We start from the raw sequence: 21,115 nt of genomic DNA, 5'->3' as shown, positions 1-21,115 counted from the left end.
CCGTGTCTCCTCTCGGTTCTCTCTCCGGTTCACGGCGTGCCGTCGCGGCGGTGCTGGCCGCGACCGGCCTGGTCCTGGCGAGCGCGACCCCGGCCCTGGCCTATCCGCCGGTCGAGACCGTGCACACCGAACGGATCCAGGCGGGGCCGTACGGCGTCACCGTGGGGTTCAGCACCTGGCCGCTGCGGGCCATGCAGTCGCTGGACTTCACCTTCACCCCCGACGACGGGATCGGCGGCAAACACGGCACCATCACCATGGCCGGGCCCGGAGGCCAGAAGCACCGGAGCAGGCTGGCCAAGCACCCGCGCAAGCGGGAGGTGTGGGGCATGGACACCCTGGCCCTGCCCAGGGAGGGCACCTGGAGGTTCTCCCTCGCCGTCGAGGGGCCCTCGGGGCGGGGGGAGGGTGTCATGAAGGACCTCCAGGTGCTTCCGCAGCCGGGGCCGCCGATGGCCCTGAGCTGGTCGGTGGGCACCGTCCCGCTCTGGGTGCTGATCGGGCTGCTCGCGGTGGCCTGGCGCCGTACCAGGATGGTTGTCGCCGAGCAGGTATAGAACCAGAAATATGCCTGACAGGTGGGATGTGTCGTGATCCGATGGCAGGTGGCCCCTCACCCCCGAACGGAGATCACGCATGGCTGCCGAACGGTTCTGGTTGGACGTCCCCTACGACGAGAAGGACGAGGCCAAGGCGCTGGGTGCCCGGTGGGACCCGGCCGCCAGGAGGTGGTACGCGCCTCAGGCCGGTATGACCGGGTTGGAGCGCTGGGCGGCGCTGCCGGACGTGCCCGACCTGCTGCCCGGTGAGGACCGCGCCTTCGGCTCCGGCCTGTTCGTCGACCTGGTCCCCACCTCGTGCTGGTTCACCAACGTCCGGTCCTGCGTCGACCGGCGCGACTGGGAACGGCTGCGCCGGATGATCACCCGGCGCGCCGCACACCGCTGCGAGATCTGCGGCCGGGGTGAGGACCGGGTCGTCCAGCGTTGGCTTGAGGCCCACGAGCGCTGGTCCTACGACAAGGCCGCCCGCACCCAGGCGCTGCGGCGGCTGGTGTGCCTGTGCACCGACTGCCACACCGTCACCCACATGGGGCTGGCCCAGATACAGGGCAAGGAGGTCCAGGCCGTCGCACACCTGCGGGCCGTCACCGGGATGAGCGCGGGCCAGGCCGACTCCCACATCGACGCCGCGTTCGCCGAGTGGCACACCCGCTCGGCCATCACCTGGACCCTGGACCTGAGCATCCTCACCGACGCCGGTGTCACCCTGGCCGCTCCCCCCGAGGCGGCGGCCCGCGTCCGCCAGGCCGAGCGACGGCTACGGGGTGTCCGTCAGTAGCCGACCGTGAGGTGCCGGTCCCCGCAGGGGTTCTCCAGCTCGTCGAGTACGGCCACGGCGAGGTCCTCGGCGGAGATCCGGGACGTGCCGTCGGCGTCGGCGATGAGGGTCGTGGTGCCGCGCCGGTACTCCCCGGTGCGGATCCCGGGTTCGAGGAGGGCGGGCGGGCTGAGGTAGACCCAGCGCGCCGGATGCGCCAGGCAGGCGTCCAGCTGCGCGGCGCTGGCGGCGGCGATGGTACGGATCTCCGGGGGCACGTACCGGGGGCTGTCGAGAACGAGCAGGCCGGGATCGTTCGGCACCCGCAGGGGAGAGGCGCCCCCGACGACGAGGACGCGCGTGCCGGCCTTCGCGGCGGCGTCGAGCAGCGCCGTCGTGGTCGCCGCGACGGTGTGCTCCCGCCCGGGGACGGGCCGGGTGGCGGCCACGACCGCGTCGGCGCCGTCGAACAGCCCCGCCATGTGGCCGGAGTCGTCGGCGTCGCCCTCGACGAGGACCACGCCGGGCGGTGAGACGGGCCGGGTTCTCCTGAACACCGCGACGAGGTCGTGGCCCCGGTTCACGGCCTCGCTGACGACGCGCGAGCCGACCATGCCCGCGGCTCCGACGACGACGATTCTCATGAGGTCTTCCTTTCCATGGACGGGGTGAGGCGGGCGGGTTGGGGAAGCTGGCCCGCGACGATCGCGGCGAGCGAGAGCCCGAACCCGGCGAGCTGGACCGGGCCGAGCGTCTGGCCGAGCAGGACGACACCGAGGGCGGCGGCGACCAGCGGCGACAGCAGGGTCAGGACCGCGACGGAGGTGACGGGCAGGACGGTGATGCCGTGGAACCACAGGGCGTAGGCGAGCAGGCCGCCGACCAGCCCCAGCCAGAGGTAGCCGAGGGCGGCGTTCAGGTCGATCGCCGGAGGCGCCCCTTCGGCGAGGAAGGTGACCGGGACCAGGAACAGGCCGCCCGCGGTGAGCTGCCAGCCGGCGAAGGCGGTCGGGCCGACCCCGGCGGGTCGTCCCCAGCGCTTGGTGAGCGTCACACCGAGCGCCATGGCGACCGCGCCCGCGAGACCCGCGACCACCCCGGTGGCGTCGAGTGCCGCGTTCGGCCCGATCACCACCAGGCCGACCCCGGCGACGCCCACCACCCCCCACAGGATCCGCCAGACGGAGGGGCTCTCCCGCAGGACCGTCACGGCCAGGACGGCGACGACGAGCGGCTGGGCCGCGCCCAGGGTCGCGGCGACGCCGCCCGGCAGCCGTTCCGCCGTCACGAACAGCAACGGCAGGAACAGGCCGATGTTCAGCACGCCGAGCACCGCGGCCCTGCCCCACCAGACTCCCCTCGGGAGCGTCCTGGTGATCGCCAGCGCGAGCAGACCGGCGGGCAGCGCGCGCAGCAGCCCCGCGAACAGCGGATGCCCCTGGGGCAGGAGCTCGGTCGTGACGACGTAGGTCGTGCCCCACACCAGAGGCGCGAGCGCGGTCAGGACCGTACGCGGCAGATTGGTTGGATTCGTCACCCTCGCAGTCTCACGGGACGACGATCGATGAGTCCAACACATGTTTGTCAGCTCATCGATCGTGAATCAAGATAGATCCATGGAACTCCAGCAGATGCGCTACGTGGTCGCCGTCGCCGAGACCGGCGGCTTCACCCGGGCCGCGGAGCGGTGCCTGGTCGTCCAGTCCGCCCTCAGCCACCAGATCGCGCGCCTGGAACGGGAACTCGGCGCGAAGCTCTTCGAACGCACCAGCCGCCGGGTACGGCTGACGCCCGCCGGGGAGGCGTTCCTTCCCGCCGCCCGCCAGTGTCTGGAGGCCGCAGAACGCGCCGCGGCCGAGGTCGCCGCGGCCGTCGGGGAGGTGCGCGGACGGCTCGCCGTCGGCCTGATCCCCACCGTCGCCGCGGTGGACATCCCGGACGCGCTGCGTGTCTTCCGTGAGCGGTACCCGAACGTGCGCATCAGCCTGCGGGTCGGCGCGAGCGACGACCTCGCCGAGCAGGTCAGGCAGGGAAGCGACGACGTGGCCTTCCTCGGGCTGCCGACCACGGCGCGTCCCGAGGGCGTCGCCGTACGGGAACTCGCCCGCGACCGGCTCGTCGCGGTGGTCGCGCGCGACCATCCCCTCGCCGCCGAACCCACGGTCACCCTCCGCAGGTTCTCCCGCGAGGTGTTCGTGGACTTCCCCGTGGGGACGGCCGGGCGCATCCAGTCGGACCAGGCCTTCGCCGCCGCCGGGCTCAGCCGGGACGTGGCCTTCGAGGTGACCACCGCTGACTACATCACCCGGCTCGTCGGGCCGGGCCTCGCGGTGGCCATGCTCCCCAGCGCCTACGTGCCCCGGCTCACCGGGGTCGTCACGATCGAGGTCACCGACGCGCCGAGCCGGGTCGAGTACGTCATCTGGCGCCGTACCGGCCACACCCCGGCCGCCGCCGCCTTCCTCGCCATCCTCGGCGTCGAGTCGGGCGAATAGCTACCGACCGGTAGTAACGGACGGAACGAGGGGGTAGGTACCTGGGAGCAAGCCGGTGACCCGTACCCCGGGGGGATGCACATGACGGCGCGAATGGGCACGGCTCGGCTCGGCCCCGCCGAGCGGGCCACGGCACTGCGGCGGATGGCCGCCCAGGAACTCGACGTGGTGGTGATCGGCGGCGGAGTCGTCGGCGCCGGGGTCGCCCTCGACGCGGCGACCCGGGGGCTGACCGTGGGACTCCTCGAAACCCGTGACTTCGCCTCGGGAACCTCCTCCAGGTCGTCCAAACTGATCCACGGCGGGCTGCGCTACCTGGAACAGCTCAACTTCGACCTCGTCAGGGAGGCGCTCCAGGAACGGGCCCTGCTGCTGCAGCGCATCGCGCCCCACCTGGTCAGGCCGGTGCCGTTCCTGTTCCCGCTGACCCACCTGGGCTGGGAACGGCCCTACGTCGGGGCGGGCCTGACGCTGTACGACACGCTCGGCTTCTCCCTCGGGTTCACCCGGGGCGTCCCCGGCCACCGGCACCTGTCCCGCAGACGGGCGCTGCGGCTGGCGCCCGCGCTGCGCCGTACGGCCTTCTCCGGGGCGGTGCAGTACTGGGACGCGCAGGTGGACGACGCCCGTTACGTGATGACCATGCTGCGGACCGCCGCGACCTACGGCGCCGAGGTCGCCTCCCGGGCCCAGGTGGTCGGCTTCCTGCGCGAGGGGGAGCGGGTCACCGGCGTCAGGGCGCTCGACCTGGAGGACGGCGTCGAACTGGACGTACGGGCCCGCCAGGTCGTCAACGCCACCGGCGTGTGGACCGACGACATCCAGGAACTGGTCGGCGGACGCGGGCAGATCCACGTCCGCGCCTCCAAGGGCGTCCACCTGGTCGTCCCACGGGACAGGATCCACTCGCTCACCGGGATCATCCTGCGCACGGAGAAGTCGGTGCTCTTCGTGATCCCCTGGGGCCGCCACTGGATCATCGGGACCACCGACACCCGCTGGGACCTGGACAGGGCGCACCCGGCCGCCTCCCGCTCCGACATCGACTACGTGCTCGAACACGTCAACCGGGTGCTGTCGGTACCGCTGTCGCGCGACGACGTCGAGGGCGTCTACGCCGGGCTGCGGCCCCTGCTGTCGGGCGAGTCGGAGGAGACCTCCAAGCTCTCCAGGGAACACGTGGTCGCCCACCCGGTCCCCGGCCTGGTCATGGTGGCCGGGGGGAAGTACACCACCTACCGCGTGATGGCCAGGGACGCCGTCGACGCCGTGGTCCACGGCCTCGACCAGCGCGTCCCGCCGTCGTGCACCGACCGCATCCCGCTCGCCGGGGCCGAGGGCTACCAGGCCCTGTGGAACTCCCGGCAGCGCCTGGCCGGCTCCTCCGGCCTGCACGTGGCCAGGATCGAACACCTGCTCCAGCGGTACGGCTCGCTGATCGACGAGGTCATCACGCTGATCGAACGGGACCCGTCCCTGGCGCTCCCGCTGACCGGGGCCGACGACTACCTCAGGGCGGAGATCGTCCACGCGGCCACCCACGAGGGGGCGCGGCACCTGAACGACGCGCTGTCACGACGCACGCACATCTCGATCGAGACCTTCCACCGGGGACTGGCCGTGGCGGAGGAGGCCGCGGAACTGATGGCCGGGCCGCTCGGCTGGGACGACGAACAGATCAAACGGGAGATCGAGCACTACACCAAGCGGATCGAGGCCGAACGCCTCTCCCAGGAACAGGACACCGACCAGGAGGCCGACGCCATCCGCCTGGGTGCCCCGGAGATAGTCCCGGTGGTGGGCCCGGCGTCGTGAACCGTGTTCTTCAGCGGTTATCAGGGTTCTTCGGGATGTCCAGTACGGCCCACGCGGCGCGGCCGAGAGATCCGTAGTCTCGTACGCCCCACTGCCGGGAGTGGCGTGTGACCAGCCACAGTCCACGGCCGCTTATCCGGTCGGGCGGTATCTCCCGGGGAACGGTCGGTGTCCACGAGGGTCCACCGGGGTCGACCACCTGAATGTAGATCCGGGTCTCCGAACCGGTGACGGTCAGATTCACCTTGTTTCCGTACAGCCTTCCTCTCGTCGAGTGGACGACCGCGTTCGTCACCAGTTCGGAGACGACCAGTTCCGCGCTCTCATATACGGGATGGTCGGTTCCCAGCCATTGACGAAGGCGGGCACGGGCTTCCGAAACGACTTCCGGTGCGAGGGCGAACGTCTCCGCGCCCAGGAGCGTCCAGCGATTGTCTAGACGGGACTCCTCAAGATCCATGATTTTCCCTGCCTGGTCGTCCGTGTTCTCGGATTCGCCTGACCAGATTCGCAGGCCACAGCTACGGTCAGTGGTCAAACGGGTTGAACGGAGGATCAACGGTTTTGTTAAACCGTGGCTTAAACAATGGAGGAAGCCTCGATGCCCGGTCTCAAGGATCTCGATCCGGCGCTGTCACCAAGTGCCTACTTCGGCTATGAGCTGCGGAAATACCGTACGGCCGCGAAGCTGTCCCAGACGGCGTTGGCAAACAGGATCGGGTATTCGTACGGTTTGGTAAGTATGACCGAAACCGGGCGAAGGGCGCCGACTGATGACTTCGTCAGAAGATGTGACGAGGCACTCGAACTCGAAGGAGCTCTCAGTCGCCTCAAGGCGATGATCGACAACATGGTCGCCAAGATCCCGCCGTGGTTCCGAGAATGGGTGGAGATCGAGCAGCAGGCGGAAAGCCTCCGGACCTGGGAACCGCTCACGGTCCCCGGACTCCTCCAGACGGAGGGATATGCTCGCGCCGTTCTCAGCGGAAAGCCCGGTGTCTCCTCCGAAGCCGTGGAGAACGCACTCGCCTCCCGAATGGAGCGCCAAGGGGTTTTCCGGCGTGAGAAACCGCCCATGTTCTGGGTGGTCATGGACGAGGGCGTGCTCATGCGCCCTGTGGGCAGTGATGAAGTCATGCTGAGACAGCTTGACCATCTGCTGGAGATGGCCAAACTTCCGCACATCACCATCCAGGTCCTTCCGTACGTCGCACGTTCGACCACCGGTCTGCTGGGCGGTTTTGTTATTGCACAGACCGTGGGAATGGCCGATACCGTGTATCTGCAATCCGCTCTGCGTGGGCAGACCACCGACCAGCCGAGCGAGGTGAAGGAGACGCTGACGTGGTACGAGGCGATCCGTGCCGAATCCCTGTCCCAGCGCGAATCCCTTGTTCTGATCGAGGAGAAGAGAAGCAGATGGATGACCTGACCGGCGCCGTGTGGACGAAGTCCTCTCTTTCGGGACCGGATGGCGGCAACTGTGTCGAGGTCGCGAGGCTGTCCGAAGGGCGAGTGGGCGTCCGTGACAGCAAGGACCGCTCTGGTCCCGCTCTGTTCTTCGCCCCCGCTGGGTGGTCGGCCTTCATCACCACCGTCAAGCACGGCCATCTCGGCTAGGCCGTACGTCAAGGACCCCGGAACCACCGGGGTCCTTTGATGACGGAGTCAGAGAAGGTTCGCGCGGGAGATCAGGCGGATGAGGGTTCTGACGAACCTCTCCGCGGCCTTCGGGGTGAGGCCGAGGTCGTGGGCGGTCTGTTCGACCAGGGCGGGGCCGCTTTCCGGGACGGCGGCGCGGACCGCCTCGATCAGGGGCCGGTACCGCGCGCGCCTGTCGCCGAGCAGCGTGGCCAGGGTCCCGCGGGCCAGCCGTTCCTCCTCGCCGTGGATGATCACCTCCTCCGGGGTCGGCGGGTGGACGTGGGGGAGGGAGGGCTCCCCGAGGTGGACGGCCACGTTGGTCGTGTAGAAGGCGGGACGTAGTTCGCGCAGCCGTTCCAGCGTGTCGCGCAGCAGCCTCCGCGCCGTTCGCACGTCCAGCCCGTGCTCGCCGAGCACCGCCGGGGGAACGGCGAACAGATCGCGCGTGACGCCGCGCAGCCGTACGACCGCGTCGGTCAGCAGGGCGAAGGCGACCGGGTCCCGGCGCAGCGGCGCGGCCCAGTCGGCCTGCCTGAGGTCGCGCAGCGGCTGGGCGGAGGCTCCCCTGGCCGTCGCGACCTTGCGGCGTACCTGCGCCTCCAGGCTGCGCAGCGGGTAGTGGACGAGCTGGGCGCGGGCCGCGCGGATCGCGGCGGGCTCCCCGTCGCTGGGCCGCCTGCGGATCAGCAGGGCCGCGTGGCCGACGTCCTGACGGGCGGCCTCGGGGGAGGCCACCCAGCGGGCGACCGTCTCAAGCTCGCGCACCGGTTCGCCCGCCCGGGTGCGGGGCGGGTCTCCGGCCAGTGCCCTGCGGAGGGGGGCGTATCCGTCGAGCAGGCGGTCGTTCGTCTCCTGCTCGCACTCGTCGCACCAGTGCGTCCCGCTGACCCCGCTGCAGGGACGGCCGCCGTGTCTGGCCCTGCGCAGCGGACCCCGGATCAGGTCCCGCAGCGTGGGGGAGATCAGCGCGTGGTAGACGAGGAAGGCGGCCGAGCGATCGGGGGCGGCGAGATCGCCGAGGTGCATGGTGCTCCTCCGAGAATGACGAAAGGACGCGCTTTTCGGGGCGCGTTCTCATGACGTCGACCTCGACATCCGAGGTCCTCAGAGGGAGCGGAGACAACCGCTCAGGCTCGCGGGCACCGGCCGTTGAACGGCATCAGAATTCCAGCCGGTCCGATCACCGTCAACCGTTTTCCTGATATACGAGAGAGAGTTCGGCGATGAGCGATTTATGGCGAACAATAAGCTCGTCGTCTCCTTTGAGTGGTCCACCCAGTTCGCCGATCGCCCGCGCCAACACCGCCCGCGCGTCGCCACGGCCGTCCGCGCCGTTGCCGGAACGGCCTCGCCGGTCGAGCCTGTCCAGCGCGTGGCCGTGCAGGGCCTCGTTCGCCCGCCGTCCGAGCTCCCGCAGGGCGGGATGCGACTCGCGCATGTCCTTCCAAGCCCCCCAGGGGAACAGCGCCGGTTGGAGGGCGGAGACGGCGAGGTAGACAGCCAGCCCCGGATGGTCGCCGCACGCCGCCGCGATCAACCCCAGACGCCTGCGCGCGGCGGCACGCTGTTCCCCCTCCGTCCAGGTGGAAGGGGCGGGGCCGAACAGGTCCTTTTCCAGCTCCTCGATCGCGGGCAGCGACTCGCGCAGCCGGGACGAGCCTCGACCGGCGAGCCGTACGGCGGTGCGCAGGTCCAGCCGGTGGACGGCGCTCGCGGTCAGCCGGGCCAGGACGTGGTCCGCGCCGAGACGCGCCAGGACCGGCCGGCCGCCGCGCAGTTCGGGGGCGGCGTTTCCGCGACCGACCAGTTCCGTGACGTGGAGCGGGCAGGCCGCGGTCAGCGACCACTCCACGCTCGCCGCGATCATGCCGTAGTTCGTCGCCGGAGGCCCGGGGTTGAGCACCAGCAGCAGTTCGTCGATGTCGCGGGGGCTGCCCGAGCCGGTGCGGCCGGTGGGCGCGGCCTCGGACCGCAGCGCGGTGACGATCACCTCGCGGACCCGCTCGATGCCGCCGGAGACGTCCTCGATCACCCGGACGTCGGTGTCGAGGGCGACGGAGGAGGCCCAGCCTGCGAGCGCGTGCGCCCGCCGCGCGGCCTCGGGGCTGGCCGGCAGCCGTAGTCGCGGGACGCCCCTGCGCGGCAGCCGGTCCAGCCGCCTGCGCAGCTCGGTGAGGACCACCCGGATGGCCTGCCGGTCCTCGGCGTCCCTTCGGCCGTCGGCGGGGCCGTCGCCTCTGTCCAGTCCGACGGCCAGGAGTCCGAGGACGTCCCCGCTGCCCAGGACGGGCCAGCCGGTCCTGCCCGTCCTCGCGACGAGCCTGACCCCCTGGTCGCCCCGTTCCCACTGGTCGGCCGCCGTCAGCAGCCCGGGTGGCAACGGCCCCGGCCCCATGGGTTCGGACAGCAGATGCGCCCGGTGGGTCGACGCCCTGGCGTAGAGGTCGGTCAGCGCCTGGTCCCTGAGCAGCCGGACGCAGGCGGCGTCCACACGCTCGTCGATGAGGCGGGCGGTCTGCCTGATCCGCCCGGACAGGTGGCCCTGGTCGTCGTCCCGGGTGCCGAGCGCGGTGATGAGCCGTTCGATCTGCTCCCTGACCCGGACAGGCAGTCCATCCCGGTCGTCGCGGAACAGTTTGCGCAGCCGGTCACCGAACCAGGCCCGCAGCAGGCCGTGGTCGGCGGCCTCGCCACGCCCCAGCCGCTCGAACAGGGCCGCCTGCATGGTGGGGCGCAACTCGGCGAACTTCGCCAGCTCCCCCCGAGTGATCGTGTCGCTCGCGTGCGTCCGCGCGGCGAGCCGGGTGTCCCCGGCCTGCCGGGCGGCCAGCAACCGCCACAGCTCCCCGTCGCCGGGGTCGGTCTCCGCGAGCGCGTCCCAGAACCGGTGCCTGAGCAGCCAGGACTCCATGTGCCCGGCCATGTCCGGGGGACGTTCCAGCGTGTACGGCCTGCGCGGCTCGTCGATGTGCACGAGGCCGGTGGGAACGCACGTCTCCAGCGCGGCGCACAGGGCGCCCGCGCTCAGCGCGAACGCCCCGGAGCCGTAGCTGATGAGGACCCTCTCCGGCCGGTGCCGTGCCAGCCAGGCCGTCAGGGACAGCGAGGCGGCCTCCATCCGGGGCTCCTCGACCTCGACGACGTGAACCGCGCCGGGATCGAGGCGCACCCCGCACAGTCCCTCCTCGGAGGCGAGACGGGCCCCGATCTCCGTGGCCCAGTGGGCGAACGGCAGGCCGAGGGGGCCGCCCGGGTTGGTCGTCCCCAGCAGGGCGAGCGCGGAGACCGGCGGCAGCGCCTCGAAGAGCTTCCGCAGCGGCCTGCGGTCGGTGCCCGTCGCCTCGGGGGTGTCGTTGAGAACGGGAACCGTCCGTGTGGAAGTGAGCCCCAGGTCTCCGCCACCGACGGCGTGGACGAGCAGCACGCCGTCGCTCTTGTCCGGAATGGCCGCCCCCCGTTCTTATGGAGTCATCTCTTGTTACCACCTTTCCGCCGGGGGCCGTTGGCGCCTTTTCTTATGGTTTCTTCGGGCAGCGCTTTCTTCGGATAGATCCTGAGCGGGGGAGCGGTGGCCTCCAGGCCGGGGAGCGAGCGTTTCGTCCGGATTCTCGGCGACTTCTCGTCCTGCTCGTTCACGGTGAACCACTCGAAGTTCCTGCCCCTCGGATCCGGTGGCGCGGGAACCCCGGGGGGAAACCCGTCCGGGCGGGTGCGGGGGTAGTGCACCGGCAGCGCGGGGTCGCCGCGCGACACCGTGAGCATCGCGTCGCGGATCGTGGACAGCGCCGGAGAGGCGGCCGCCTCCTTCTCGAAGACCCGTCTCGCCTCGTCCAGGACCTTGACGCCGTCGGTCGCGGGAAGGCCGCCGGTGAGGGTTCGGTAGTACGCCGCGTACTCCGCCCCCGTGTGCAGTTCGGTGCCGGTGGGGTCGACGGCGAGCCGGACGCTGCCGAAACCGAGCGGGCGGCCGAACCCCAGCCGGTGGAAGTGTCCCTCCGGCAGGCCGAGCAGCCAGGCGAGTGCCCCGAGCTCGTGCTCGTCGAGGTCGCGGACCTCGACGGTGAACCGGAAGACCGTGCCGGGCCGTACCCAGCCGTTGATCGAGCGGTTCTGGGAGTCGCGCTGCTCGGCACCGGGGACGGTCTCGTGGCGTCGCCGGTCCCTGGTCAGCCGGCCGCTGTCGTCGGCGGCCTTCCAGGAACGCGCGTACTCCCGGTGGCGGCCACCGGCCGGAGCCTGTGCCGGGTCCTCGGCGCCGGGGATCCTCCAGTGTTTCCCGGCGTCCAGGCCCGCGTGGTGCCAGTAGACCTTCCTGCCGCGCAGCCCCCGCTCCTGCGCGTAGAGCTCCTCCTTCGGGGTGCCGTCCTTGATCGGCCGCTGGGGACGCTGCCTTGACTCCGCGAGGTAGAACCGTCCCTGCTGCGGCTTGGGGCGGCTGAGGATCGCCAGCGGCAGGCCGTCCCCCTCGAATCTGTCCACGGTTTCCGCGGCGGTGCCGTCGCAGGTGACCGGGCCGACACGCAGCCGTCCCCGATATGCCGAGGGCCGTACACCGGCCCCCTTCGGCGCCACCCACCCGAAAACCCGGTCGGCCGGGGACAGCCGTTCGTAGGAGGGCGCCGGGGCCAGGCCCTCTCCCAGGAGCTCCGCCGGGGCGACGGGGTACAGGTCCCGCGGGATGAGAACCGGATACAGCCGATCGACCCCGCCGTCCACGAGCCTGGCGTAGCAGATGGCGGAACGCCTCAGCCGCAGGTGGTTCTCGTCGTGGAGGTGCGGGCTCCAGGCGAGTCGGCCCGGCCCGTCGCCGACGCGCTGGTCCGGCCCGGCGGGCAGGCCGTCCGGGGTCCGCCTCCGGCGAAGCTCGTCGTCGTCGTGGGCGGCACGGTAGTTCCGGATCAGCGACTCCCAGTTCTCGGCCAGCGCCTTCCACTCCCGGGCGAGGGGCAGGGGAGACGGCTTGTCTCCCGGCGGCAGATAGAGGAACCGCTCGTACCTCTTGCGTTCGACGTTGGGGCCGGTGATGTAGGCGATGCCGCTGACCACCTTCTCCCCTCTTTCCGCGGTGAGCGTTACGGACGAGTCCGCCGGAGCGAAATCAACCACTTTTTCGCCGTTTTTGGTTTTTTTGATCACCGCCCGGAGGCGCTCCATGTGCACAGGAGCATGGAGGTCGCCGTCCGGGTAGAGGTTCTCGCCACTCTCCTTGTCGTATATCTCGAACAACGCGCTCTGGAGACGGAAGAGCGTCCCCTCCCCGGCGACGTACACCGGCACCATGCCCAGGGCGTATCCCGCCTCGCGCCGGAAACCGAAGGGGGTGTCGTGGTCCTCGAAGACGCCGAAGCGGGAGTTGGTCACGGCCTCGTAGGCGGCGCGGAGCATGCCCTTGACCGTGGTCGCGGGCAGGTGCGGGCGGCCGTCGCGGAGCCGTACGGGGTAGACCCGGTGGTCCTTCTCCCCCGTCGAGGCAGGGACGGCGCGGGTGGTGTCCAGAAGCAGGAGCGGGGTCTCCACGGTCAGCGTCACCGCGATCCGGCCGGTCAGGCACCCCGCCCGCAGCCGGTCCCTCGACGGGGGCGGGGCGTCCCCGAACGCGTCGGGCAGGGCGTCCCTGGGGAAGGCGGGAATGAAGGTGTAGGGGTTGAGGAACCCCTCTTCGCCGGTCGTCACGCGATTCCCTTCGCACGATAGGTCTCGAAGCCGATCAGCCGCTCCTCGGCGACGTGGACGTTGCCGTGGTCGTCGCCGACGACGACGTACTCGCGGGTCAGCAACCGCACCCGCCTGTGGTGCCCCTCGGACCGGGGAACGGCCGTCGCCATGGGGACGGTCAGGCGGCCGACCCGGCTGGAGGAGAGCGCGACCCAGCCGGGGCCGGGCGAGGCGGAGTCGTCGACCACGCCCCACAGGAGGTAGTGGTTGTCCAGGGTCGTCAAGGCCTCCAGGTCCTCCACCTCCTCGTCGAACGCGGGCGGGAACGAGGCGCGATCCTCGGCCAGCAGCACCGCGCTTTCCCCCGTCCAGCGCAGCTCGGCCTCCCCGGTGAAGACCCGCGCCTCGTAGACGGCCGACAGGTCGACGACCCCCTCGGGCGTACGGCACGTCCCACCCGTCACCGAGGCGACCCGGTAGGCCGACGGCGTCGTCAGCAGGGCACACCCGCCGTCGAGGCCGGACGCCTCCAGCGCCCGCGGCAACGTGAGACCCGTGACGGCGGCGGCGTGCAGAACGGTCATGACACCTCCCGTGCCAGGTAGTCGGTCCAGGCCCGTGCCACGGAGGACGCCTCCGGCGAGTTCAGGGCCTGCGGCAGCGTGACCGGCCGTGCCCAGGGCGGGCCGGTCAGGACGATCTCGGCGACCTCGATGTCGCCGAACCCCCGGTTGGCGGAGGCGCCGAGCGGAATCCGCCCTCCGGCCAGGTCGCGAAGGGTGACGAGCAGCAGGGCCAGCGCGACCTCGGAGCCGGAACCCAGACGGGTGAGGTCGACGGAGAGCCTGATCGGCTCCCACTTCACCGCGTGAGGTTCGAGCACGGTGAACAGCCGCCCGTCGGCGGCTCCGCCGGTCCACCGGTCGAGGGCGACGTGGTCGGCCCGCGCCATCCCCAGGTCCTCCAGCCGGTCGCGGACGGAGTCGGCCAGCGCCCCCTCCCGCGTCTCCTCGTCTCCACCGGACTCCCCGGGGTCGCCTCCGGTGTCCGCCCCGGTCACGGCGTCCCACAGCTCGTCGGGGACGGTCACCAGGGCCGCGCACTCCTCGGCGCGCAGCGCCCCCGCCCCACGCTCCCGCCCGTCACGGGCCGCGCCGAACAGGGCCCGTACGGCGGGCAGTTGGTCGAGCCGGGCACGGAAGGCGGCACTGTGCTCGGCCGCGGAGGCGTCGAACGGCACCGGGAGGCCGGGGACACGCCGCGCGGTGCGTTCGACCAGCTCGGCGTGGTTGCGCAGCACCCCCTTGATCGACCCGCCGGGCAGGACAAGCGTGACGTGACGACGGTCGACCCGGGTGGTGAGCGGCAGGGTGTCGGCGAACAGGCCGCTCGCCCCGGCCCTGACCATCACCGGCGCCAGGGGCCGCCACTCCACCCGGACGTCGAGGACCTCTCTGGCGGGCGGCAGCTCGGGATCGGTCCGGAGCGCGGGTTCGACCCCGCGACGGCGCGCGGGATCGTTCCGCAGTACGGCCAGCAGCCCTTCGGGGGAGTCGAACCGGTCGACGACCAGCTCGAACGGGTCGTCGAGCAGCCGTACCGCGCCCAGACCCCTGCCGGTCGCCGCGCCGAAACGCACCTTCCCCGCACGCAGCGCCGTGAGCAGCGCGTCCATCCTGGCCTCGTCGAGAGCGGCGTCGTCGTCCGACTCGATGTCGATCTCCAGCCTGACGTGGTGCCCCGCCGGGACGACGGCCCTGCCGTACAGGAACCCGGGGGCCGCCGCCCCCGTCACCCTGTCGATGCCCACCGAGGGCCGGAACTCCAGGGCGGCGACGTCGAGCGGGGCGGCGGGCAGGCCGTGTTCGTCGAGACGGTGCTCTGTCGTCACGAGGCCGTCGGCGACGACCACGCGGCTGGCGCGGCCCTCCTCGTCCGTCGACCCCCACAGGTCGTCCAGCGCGCCGGGTGAGGCGCCGTCCATCCAGTGCCGCAGGACTCCGGCCAGGGTGGTGCCGGGGACGTACGGCCTGCCCTGGCCGTCGAGCGCGATCGGCAACGGCTCGGACGGGTCGTGCCCCAGGCCGCCGACGTGCAACGGCGTCGTGGTGAGCAGCCAGCCGCGTGCCCTGATCCTGCTGGTGAAACGGTGTCTCGCCCTCGGGTTCATCTCTCGCTCCCGGTGCCCGTCGAAGTCGCCTCGTCGCGGACGTGCGCGGCGAGGCAGGAGTCCATCAGCACGCGCACCGCCTCGTGCCGGAGCTCGGCCCGCAGGCTCTCGATCCCGTCGCGGGTGACGACGAGCCGGTCCTGCGGCAGTTCGAGCAGCTCCCAGACCGTTTCGGGGTCGGTCAGCAGCCTTCTGAGGGCCGTCACCGCCTCCTTCGGCCAGGAGGGCCGTCCCGCCTTGTTCCTGGTGAGCCAGAGCAGTTCGCTCTCCGCGCGGCCGGACGGCAGGCCGCGGACGATCCGCCGCAGCGCGTTGAGCTGGGTTCCGGAGACCCGGGCGGGGACGACCCGGGCACGCGACGCCGGGTCGGCCCTGATCCGCTCGCAGGCCCGGTGGATCTCCGCACGCCAGGCGGCGCGCTCGAAGACGCGTGCCTCCCGGTGTCCCTTCTCGTCCGGCGCGAGCGGCTCGACGGGCCCGACGGGCCCGACGGGCCCAGCCGGTACGGGAGACACGGACGGGGAGGCGTCGACGGGGCAGAGCAGGACGTCGTGGTCGAACTCCACCTGGCCGAACCCCTCGGCCCTGCGCTCACCCACCCCCGCGGCCCGTACCTCGGCGAGGACCTCCGGGGTGAGTGTGCCGTCCTTCACCGTGAAGGTCAGGCAGCTTCCCTGCGCGAGGCCGTACAGGGTGGGGCGGGGAAGGTTCCACCCCCGGTGCCAGCTGTCGGTGCGCTGCTCGCCGAGAGCGGAGGTGATTCCCCTCCCGGTGGTCCCGGACGTTGGCCTTTCTTCGGTCCCGGTGACCGGCTCCAGCCGTACGCCGGGGGCTCCCGCCTTCGCGAACGCCCGCTCAAGCGCCCGTGCGACGTCACGCGGGTCCATGCTCGGCCGGAGTCTGCGGTCACGGACCAGCAGGCCGGACAGCAACCACATCCTGAGCTCGCCGTCGCCGCGCCCACCCGCCGGGGGAACGCCGGTCGGAGCGCTGACCGGGGTGGCCGTGACCTGGATCTTTCCGTAGTCGTCCTTGGCCGAGCGGCCGATCCGCCAGCGTCCCGCCAGCCGCCTCGCCCAGCCGTCGTCCAGCGTGCCCGTACGGGCCCGCACCTCGGCGCGGAGCACCGTCCCGGTGGCCAGCGCCCGGTAGACGTAGACGCCGCCGACCTCCCGGGTGGGCCGCTGCAGGTCGTCCTGGATGGTGTTGTGCATGCGTACCGTGCCGGCCGGGGTGACGACCGTGTACCTCTCCGGCCCTTCGGGCACGAGGTACCCCTCCCGGTACGGCTTGCCCCTGGACGGCCCGCCTTCCGCCATCTGGTTGCCGATCACCGTGCCGTCCGCGTTCTTCTCGTGCACCAGGACCCTGGGCACCGGCAGCGTCCCGGCTCCCGAGGGAGACACGGGGAAGGCCGCCGTGACCACCAGGTCTCCGGTGCGGACGAGGGCGTGCGCCCCGCCGCCCAGCCTCCTGGCCACCTCCGGCATCAGGCACCAGCCGGGGAGGTGGTCGGCGCCCCTGACGACGTTGCCGAGCACGGTGGCCGCGACGAGCACCGGCTGTTCCACGGTGACGAGCAGTTCCACGCGCTCCCATCCCGGGCCCGCCGTCCCCGCCGGTTCCGGGCGGTCGGCGACCTCGTGCCGTGGACCGTCCGGTGGCGGAGGGACACCGTCCGGGGGCGGCGGCGTCCACTCGGGGGAGACGCCGGGGCCGTCGAGGGTCATCCGGCAGCGGCCAGGACCACGCCGCCGCTTGCCGCCGATCTGTTCCAGCAACCGTGCCCCGGCGTCCAACAGGGCGACGGCGGCCTCCCGCTGGGCCTCATCGAGCTTGTCGAATCCGTCGATCCTGGCCCGGCCCTCCAAGGTGACGCCGTTCCTGGCCATCTCCTCGAAGCGGAGCATGCCCTCCTCCGCGCCGCCGGTGCGCGGATCGACCGCCACACCCGGCTTGCGGAAGGTCGTCGCCAGCGCGACGTGCGGCCGCTCCCGCAGCACCTCGGCGAGTCTGCCGGGCAGTCGCAGCGGGCCGTCCAGTGTCAGCGCCGCCGGGCTCGACGTCCTGTTCGCCGCCTCCGGGGTCCTGCTCGCGGGGGCGTACTGGCCGCCGAACAGGTATCTCACCCAGGCGTGCCACACCCCCACGAAGCCGCTGTCCAGGGCGTACGCCGCCAGCTCGCAGGAGTCGCGCCAGACGCCGACCAGGGTCTTGGCGGGCACGACCGGGGGAGCGGGTGCAAGGGCGGACGACTGCTCCTCGCGCTGGACGAGCCGGTCGACGTATCCGGAGGCCCCCCTTCCCGTGCCCACCCCCCAGTCGCTCACCATGAACAACGAGATCGTGAACTCGCCCGTCACGCGTTTCCTCCCTCTGACCTCTCCGGTCCCTCCGGGACGAACGGCCGGGCCGCCAGCACGTCCAGCAGTCTTGTCACGGTTCTCCCCTCGGGGTCGGTCCATGTGAGGCCGCCGTCCCGGGCCAGGGCGAGCAGGGCCCCGGTGCGCACGGCGTCCTTCTCGAAGCGGCGGCGCGCCAGCTCGAAGCGGGACGTCGCGACCTCCTCCCCCAGGCGCATCCCCTCGCGCAGTTCGTGCACGAGACCGCCGGGCAGGAGCACCTCCCCCGAGACCGGGTCACGCCGCCGCAGCGCGGCGACCCCTTCGAGCAGGTCCCCCCAGCGCCGCCCGGACGCCAGGCCGTTCGCACAGCCCGCTCCCACGAGGTACGGCGAGGCCGACCGGCCCCCGCCGCCGGACAGGGCGGCCGAGCTTCGGATACGGCCCAGGTCGGGAGCCGAACTCTCGAACAGCGCGACGAACGACAGGGCCGAGCTCCAGCTCTTGACCCCCTTGGCCTCCCTGGTCAGCTCCTCGGCCAGCTCGTAGGCGAAGTGGAAGGGGTAGTTGCGCTTGACGATCGCCACCCCGGCCGCGGCGCTCAGACCGTCGCGCCCGAGCCGCTCAAGGACGGGACGCAGCAGGAGGTCCTCCTTCGTCAGCTGCTCGAAGCGCTCCAGGTAGTGCCGGGCGAAGGACAGCGCGACCGTTCCCTCGCACACCACGGTCAGGTCGTCCCCTCCGATGATCAACGGCAGGACGGGGACGGGTTCGCGGGAGGCGAGTTCGCCGGCGGTGAGCCGCAGCGCGGCGGCGAACGCCCGTTTGGCGCAGCCGTCCACACCGCGGGAGAGGGCGCGCAACCTCTCCGCGTGGCGGCGGTCCCGTTCTCCGGGCGGCAGGGACGCGCCCTCCGCGCTGAGGTCGTCCAGGCCGCCGAAGACCTCGCCGAGGCCGTTACCGTCGGCGTGGACCACCGCCACCCACTCGGCCTCGAACCCGAGCCGGTCGATGATCCCGCTCATCGTGGCCCGGTCCGTTCCGGCGATGGCGGACATCCGGGAGAGCGCGTTCGGACGTGATACGCGTTTCGCCTCGGACACGGCGGACTCGGGACGGGCGGCCTCGTCCTCTCCCTCGGCGTGCAGGCCCTTCGCGGGAAGCCCGTCCGACGCGCAGTCCGCCACGATGGGCAGGCGGGGGAAGCGCGCCAGCGGTCCCGGCTGTCGTTCGCGCACCGTCGGCAGTCTCCTGCGCGCCTCCTGTACGGCGGAGGCCAACGAACCCTCCTCGTAGTCGACGATCACGCCGCACATGTCCAGCCCCGGGGCGGTTTCCAGCGCGACCAGCCTCATCCGCGTCACCAGCCGTCTCCCGGCCGCTCTGTCCCTGACGAGCACGGTGACGCCGCCCGCGCCCGCGACCAGCAGTTCCGCGTCATGGGTGTCGATGCGCCAGCCGTTCCTGTCGAAGCCGGGGAAGACCTGCTCCAGCGCGTGGTCGGCCCACTCGCCCTCGACCCGGGCGATCAGGTCGGACGCCCCGACGATCTGCCGGCGTTTGCCCGAGGCGAAGATGTAGCGCTGGAGACCGGCTGTGCCGATCATGACGAGGTGCATGTCTCTCCTGTCTCGTGAGGGGGCTCCGTCCCGGGGGAGCGCGGGGGCGTTTCGTGGGAGGGCTCGACGACCCGCACCGTGTGGCCGAACAGCCAGCCCAGCGTGAAGGCGACGCTGGCGGGGGCGGCGATGAACAGGCGGTGGGTCAGGCCCGCGTACTGCGGTCTGGCCCGGGTCCAGGCGCGCCACGCCGCGTAGACGTGCCGTACGACCAGTTCGAAGTCGGCGGTCGTCTCGGGAAGGTTGGCCGGGCCACCGTCGACGACCAGCGCGGCCCGGCACCGCGCCCACTCTCCCCGGGTGTCCGCGCACCCCGTGCCCGCCGCGCGCAGCGCCTGGGCGACCATCAGCGGGTTGTCCGACAGGTGCACGACGACGGCGACGGCCCGCCCCTCGGGATCGCTCTCGAAATCCGGCTCCTCGACCACCTCGGCCAGTTTCGCCGCCCGTACGGCCTCCGCCGGGCTCAGCGGGTCCTTCAACCGGCCGCTGATCCGGACGGCGGGGAAGAAGTCCGTGTGCGGGCGTTCGGAACGCTGCGGCAGCGTGACCCGATCCGGGATCTCGTGCATTCCCCGCAGCTCACGCTGGATGTGGAACTTGAACTTCGCGCCCAGCTCGAAGGCGTCGGGCAGGGCGGCGTTGACGTACAGGGACACCGGCGTCGAGGGGTCGGCCGCGGACAGCTCGGTCAGCCGGGCGCTCACCAGCTCGTAGGCCACCTCCAGCGCGTCCTCACGGGCCGCCTCACCCCCGGCGTTCTCCCCGGCTTTCCCCTCGGTGCCGGATCCGGACGCAGGGACGGTCCGCCGTACGGTGAAACAGGAGTCGTGACCACGCCGGGCGTGGTCGGACGCCGCGACCACCCACTGGCCGTCCCAGGGGTCCCGCCGCCCCTCCCTCGGCAGGGCGACCACGATGCCGACCCCTTTGCCGCGTTGCTGCCACAGGTTGATCCCGGCGAACACCCCCGCCGCGACCACGCACAGCACCGTCAGGAACGGCCGCTGCTCTCCCAGCCAGCTCTTGATCACATCGGGCAGCGTGCCCGCGGCCACCGCGGCGGCCACACCGGCCAGGGCCGCGACCGCCCATGTGGACGTCCCCGCCAGCACCTCCCTCGCCCTGCCCGTCCCGCTCCTGGCCCGGGGAAGCCCCATCTCCGCACCGCCCCATCCGTCGTTCCCGCCTCTCGTCGACTACTGATGGACGACGGCTTCGAAGGCGTCGTCCATCAGTAGTCGACGAGAGGCGGAACAGGCGGGAGGAAATGATGCGGTTGCGGATCGAGGTCACCACGGGGGCCACCGAACTCGCGTGGACGAAGGTGCTGTCCCCTGGTCGTTCCCTGCTCTACGACCTGCTGACACGTGAGGTCCCCGATCTCGGGCGGCTCCTGCACGCGCGGGGGGCCGGGCCGTACGGCATGGTTCCGCTGGGGCACGGCGCGCCGGTCTTTCCCAGGGCCGCGCGGGTCAGGGGCAGGTACGCCGTCGGCGGCCGGGGACACGTGGAGCTGGGCAGCCCCCTCTTCGAGGCGGTGACCGCGATGGCCCAGGGGATCAAACGGCGGGAGCTGCTGGACTGGGGCGGGGCGGCCTTCCGCATCCTGAACGCCACCCTGGTCGAGCCCCCGGCGTTCACCTCGGGTCGTGCCCTCTTCAGGACGCTCACCCCGGTGGTGGTGAAGGGCGCGGGGAAGGACGAACAGGGTGAGCGCGTCACCCGTCAGGCGTGGCTGCTGCCGGCCGACCGGGAGTTCCCGACGTGCTTCCAGCGCAACCTGCGGCGCAAGGCCGAGACGCTGGGCCTGGACCCGGAGGTTTCGCTGACCCGGATCACCTGGGTCGGCGCCAGGCGTTCCTTCTCCGTCGGCTCGACGGGCCAGGTGCGGGGCGGCAAGTCCGGCGCGCCGGTCGAGGTGGAGCTGACCGGCCCGCCGGAGACCCTCCAGGCGATCTGGAGCTGGGGCCTCGGCGAGGCCAACACCGCGGGTTTCGGCTGGATCGCGGGGTGAGGGGTTCGCGCGCGTCCCGGGACGCGCGCGAACCGGGG

At 71.9% G+C, this 21,115-nt stretch carries 18 protein-coding genes; 7 read left to right on the top strand and 11 right to left on the bottom strand.

What is annotated here, in order from left to right:
* Window positions 1–2 precede the first annotated feature (2 nt).
* Both ABZ470_RS32590 and ABZ470_RS32585 read left to right on the top strand, forming a co-directional pair.
* Complete coding sequence (locus ABZ470_RS32590; RefSeq protein WP_352015533.1) at window positions 3–557, top strand: hypothetical protein; 555 nt, start codon at window positions 3–5, stop codon at window positions 555–557.
* A 79-nt stretch (window positions 558–636) separates the two neighbouring features.
* A complete protein-coding gene (locus tag ABZ470_RS32585) occupies window positions 637–1,341 on the top strand; it encodes a DUF5710 domain-containing protein (RefSeq protein WP_362773103.1) in 705 nt (234 codons plus the stop codon).
* Here ABZ470_RS32585 and ABZ470_RS32580 read toward each other — a convergent pair.
* On the bottom strand, window positions 1,335–1,964 hold the full coding sequence (locus ABZ470_RS32580) for an NAD(P)H-binding protein (protein WP_362916275.1): 630 nt from the start codon (window positions 1,962–1,964) through the stop codon (window positions 1,335–1,337). The genes ABZ470_RS32585 and ABZ470_RS32580 overlap by 7 nt on opposite strands.
* Window positions 1,961–2,857: an EamA family transporter gene (locus ABZ470_RS32575; RefSeq protein WP_362916274.1), complete on the bottom strand. Its 897-nt coding sequence runs from the start codon at window positions 2,855–2,857 to the stop codon at window positions 1,961–1,963. The genes ABZ470_RS32580 and ABZ470_RS32575 overlap by 4 nt, the downstream gene beginning before the upstream one ends.
* A gap of 79 nt (window positions 2,858–2,936) precedes the next feature.
* Here ABZ470_RS32575 and ABZ470_RS32570 point away from each other — a divergent pair, with 79 nt between their 5' ends.
* Entirely contained in the window at window positions 2,937–3,815 is an 879-nt protein-coding gene (locus ABZ470_RS32570) for a LysR family transcriptional regulator (RefSeq protein ID WP_362916273.1), read from the top strand.
* An 81-nt stretch (window positions 3,816–3,896) separates the two neighbouring features.
* Window positions 3,897–5,630, top strand: coding sequence for a glycerol-3-phosphate dehydrogenase/oxidase (locus tag ABZ470_RS32565; RefSeq protein WP_352015528.1), 1,734 nt, complete (start codon window positions 3,897–3,899; stop codon window positions 5,628–5,630).
* 10 nt (window positions 5,631–5,640) lie between these two features.
* On the opposite strand, the gene ABZ470_RS32560 is transcribed toward ABZ470_RS32565, so the two are convergent.
* The gene (locus ABZ470_RS32560) at window positions 5,641–6,090 is read right to left on the bottom strand and encodes an ATP-binding protein (RefSeq protein WP_362916270.1); all 450 of its coding nucleotides are present in this window, start codon (window positions 6,088–6,090) and stop codon (window positions 5,641–5,643) included.
* Window positions 6,091–6,231: 141 nt separating this feature from the next.
* Here ABZ470_RS32560 and ABZ470_RS32555 point away from each other — a divergent pair, with 141 nt between their 5' ends.
* Together ABZ470_RS32555 and ABZ470_RS32550 are read left to right on the top strand one after the other, a co-directional pair.
* The gene (locus ABZ470_RS32555; RefSeq protein ID WP_362916268.1) at window positions 6,232–7,062 is read left to right on the top strand and encodes a helix-turn-helix transcriptional regulator; all 831 of its coding nucleotides are present in this window, start codon (window positions 6,232–6,234) and stop codon (window positions 7,060–7,062) included.
* Complete coding sequence (locus ABZ470_RS32550; protein WP_362916266.1) at window positions 7,050–7,250, top strand: DUF397 domain-containing protein; 201 nt, start codon at window positions 7,050–7,052, stop codon at window positions 7,248–7,250. Before ABZ470_RS32555 ends, ABZ470_RS32550 begins: the two co-directional genes overlap by 13 nt.
* Window positions 7,251–7,298: 48 nt before the next feature.
* Here ABZ470_RS32550 and ABZ470_RS32545 read toward each other — a convergent pair whose 3' ends face one another.
* The 8 genes from ABZ470_RS32545 to ABZ470_RS32510 form a co-directional block, all read right to left on the bottom strand.
* Window positions 7,299–8,300 (bottom strand): hypothetical protein, encoded by a 1,002-nt coding sequence (locus ABZ470_RS32545; RefSeq protein ID WP_362916264.1) that lies wholly within the window; start codon window positions 8,298–8,300, stop codon window positions 7,299–7,301.
* A 160-nt stretch (window positions 8,301–8,460) separates the two neighbouring features.
* Complete coding sequence (locus tag ABZ470_RS32540) at window positions 8,461–10,698, bottom strand: hypothetical protein (protein ID WP_362916262.1); 2,238 nt, start codon at window positions 10,696–10,698, stop codon at window positions 8,461–8,463.
* Window positions 10,699–10,742: 44 nt separating this feature from the next.
* Entirely contained in the window at window positions 10,743–12,947 is a 2,205-nt protein-coding gene (locus ABZ470_RS32535) for a TIGR03986 family CRISPR-associated RAMP protein (protein ID WP_362916260.1), read from the bottom strand.
* On the bottom strand, window positions 12,944–13,513 hold the full coding sequence (gene csx19 / locus ABZ470_RS32530) for a CRISPR-associated protein Csx19 (RefSeq protein WP_362916258.1): 570 nt from the start codon (window positions 13,511–13,513) through the stop codon (window positions 12,944–12,946). The genes ABZ470_RS32535 and csx19 overlap by 4 nt, the downstream gene beginning before the upstream one ends.
* Complete coding sequence (locus ABZ470_RS32525; protein ID WP_362916256.1) at window positions 13,510–15,099, bottom strand: RAMP superfamily CRISPR-associated protein; 1,590 nt, start codon at window positions 15,097–15,099, stop codon at window positions 13,510–13,512. The genes csx19 and ABZ470_RS32525 overlap by 4 nt, the downstream gene beginning before the upstream one ends.
* Window positions 15,096–17,462 (bottom strand): RAMP superfamily CRISPR-associated protein, encoded by a 2,367-nt coding sequence (locus ABZ470_RS32520; RefSeq protein ID WP_362916254.1) that lies wholly within the window; start codon window positions 17,460–17,462, stop codon window positions 15,096–15,098. Before ABZ470_RS32520 ends, ABZ470_RS32525 begins: the two co-directional genes overlap by 4 nt.
* Complete coding sequence (locus tag ABZ470_RS32515; RefSeq protein WP_362916252.1) at window positions 17,459–19,060, bottom strand: hypothetical protein; 1,602 nt, start codon at window positions 19,058–19,060, stop codon at window positions 17,459–17,461. The genes ABZ470_RS32520 and ABZ470_RS32515 overlap by 4 nt, the downstream gene beginning before the upstream one ends.
* On the bottom strand, window positions 19,045–20,220 hold the full coding sequence (locus ABZ470_RS32510) for a hypothetical protein (protein ID WP_362916250.1): 1,176 nt from the start codon (window positions 20,218–20,220) through the stop codon (window positions 19,045–19,047). The genes ABZ470_RS32515 and ABZ470_RS32510 overlap by 16 nt, the downstream gene beginning before the upstream one ends.
* Window positions 20,221–20,330: 110 nt before the next feature.
* On the opposite strand from ABZ470_RS32510, the gene ABZ470_RS32505 reads away from it, so the two are divergent.
* On the top strand, window positions 20,331–21,077 hold the full coding sequence (locus ABZ470_RS32505) for a CRISPR-associated endoribonuclease Cas6 (protein ID WP_352015518.1): 747 nt from the start codon (window positions 20,331–20,333) through the stop codon (window positions 21,075–21,077).
* Window positions 21,078–21,115: the final 38 nt, after the last annotated feature.

The organism is Streptosporangium sp. NPDC020072, from assembly GCF_040631445.1.
GTDB lineage: Bacteria > Actinomycetota > Actinomycetes > Streptosporangiales > Streptosporangiaceae > Streptosporangium.
Note: the sequence above shows the minus strand (reverse complement) of the source record. Positions and strands in the feature narration are given on the sequence as shown.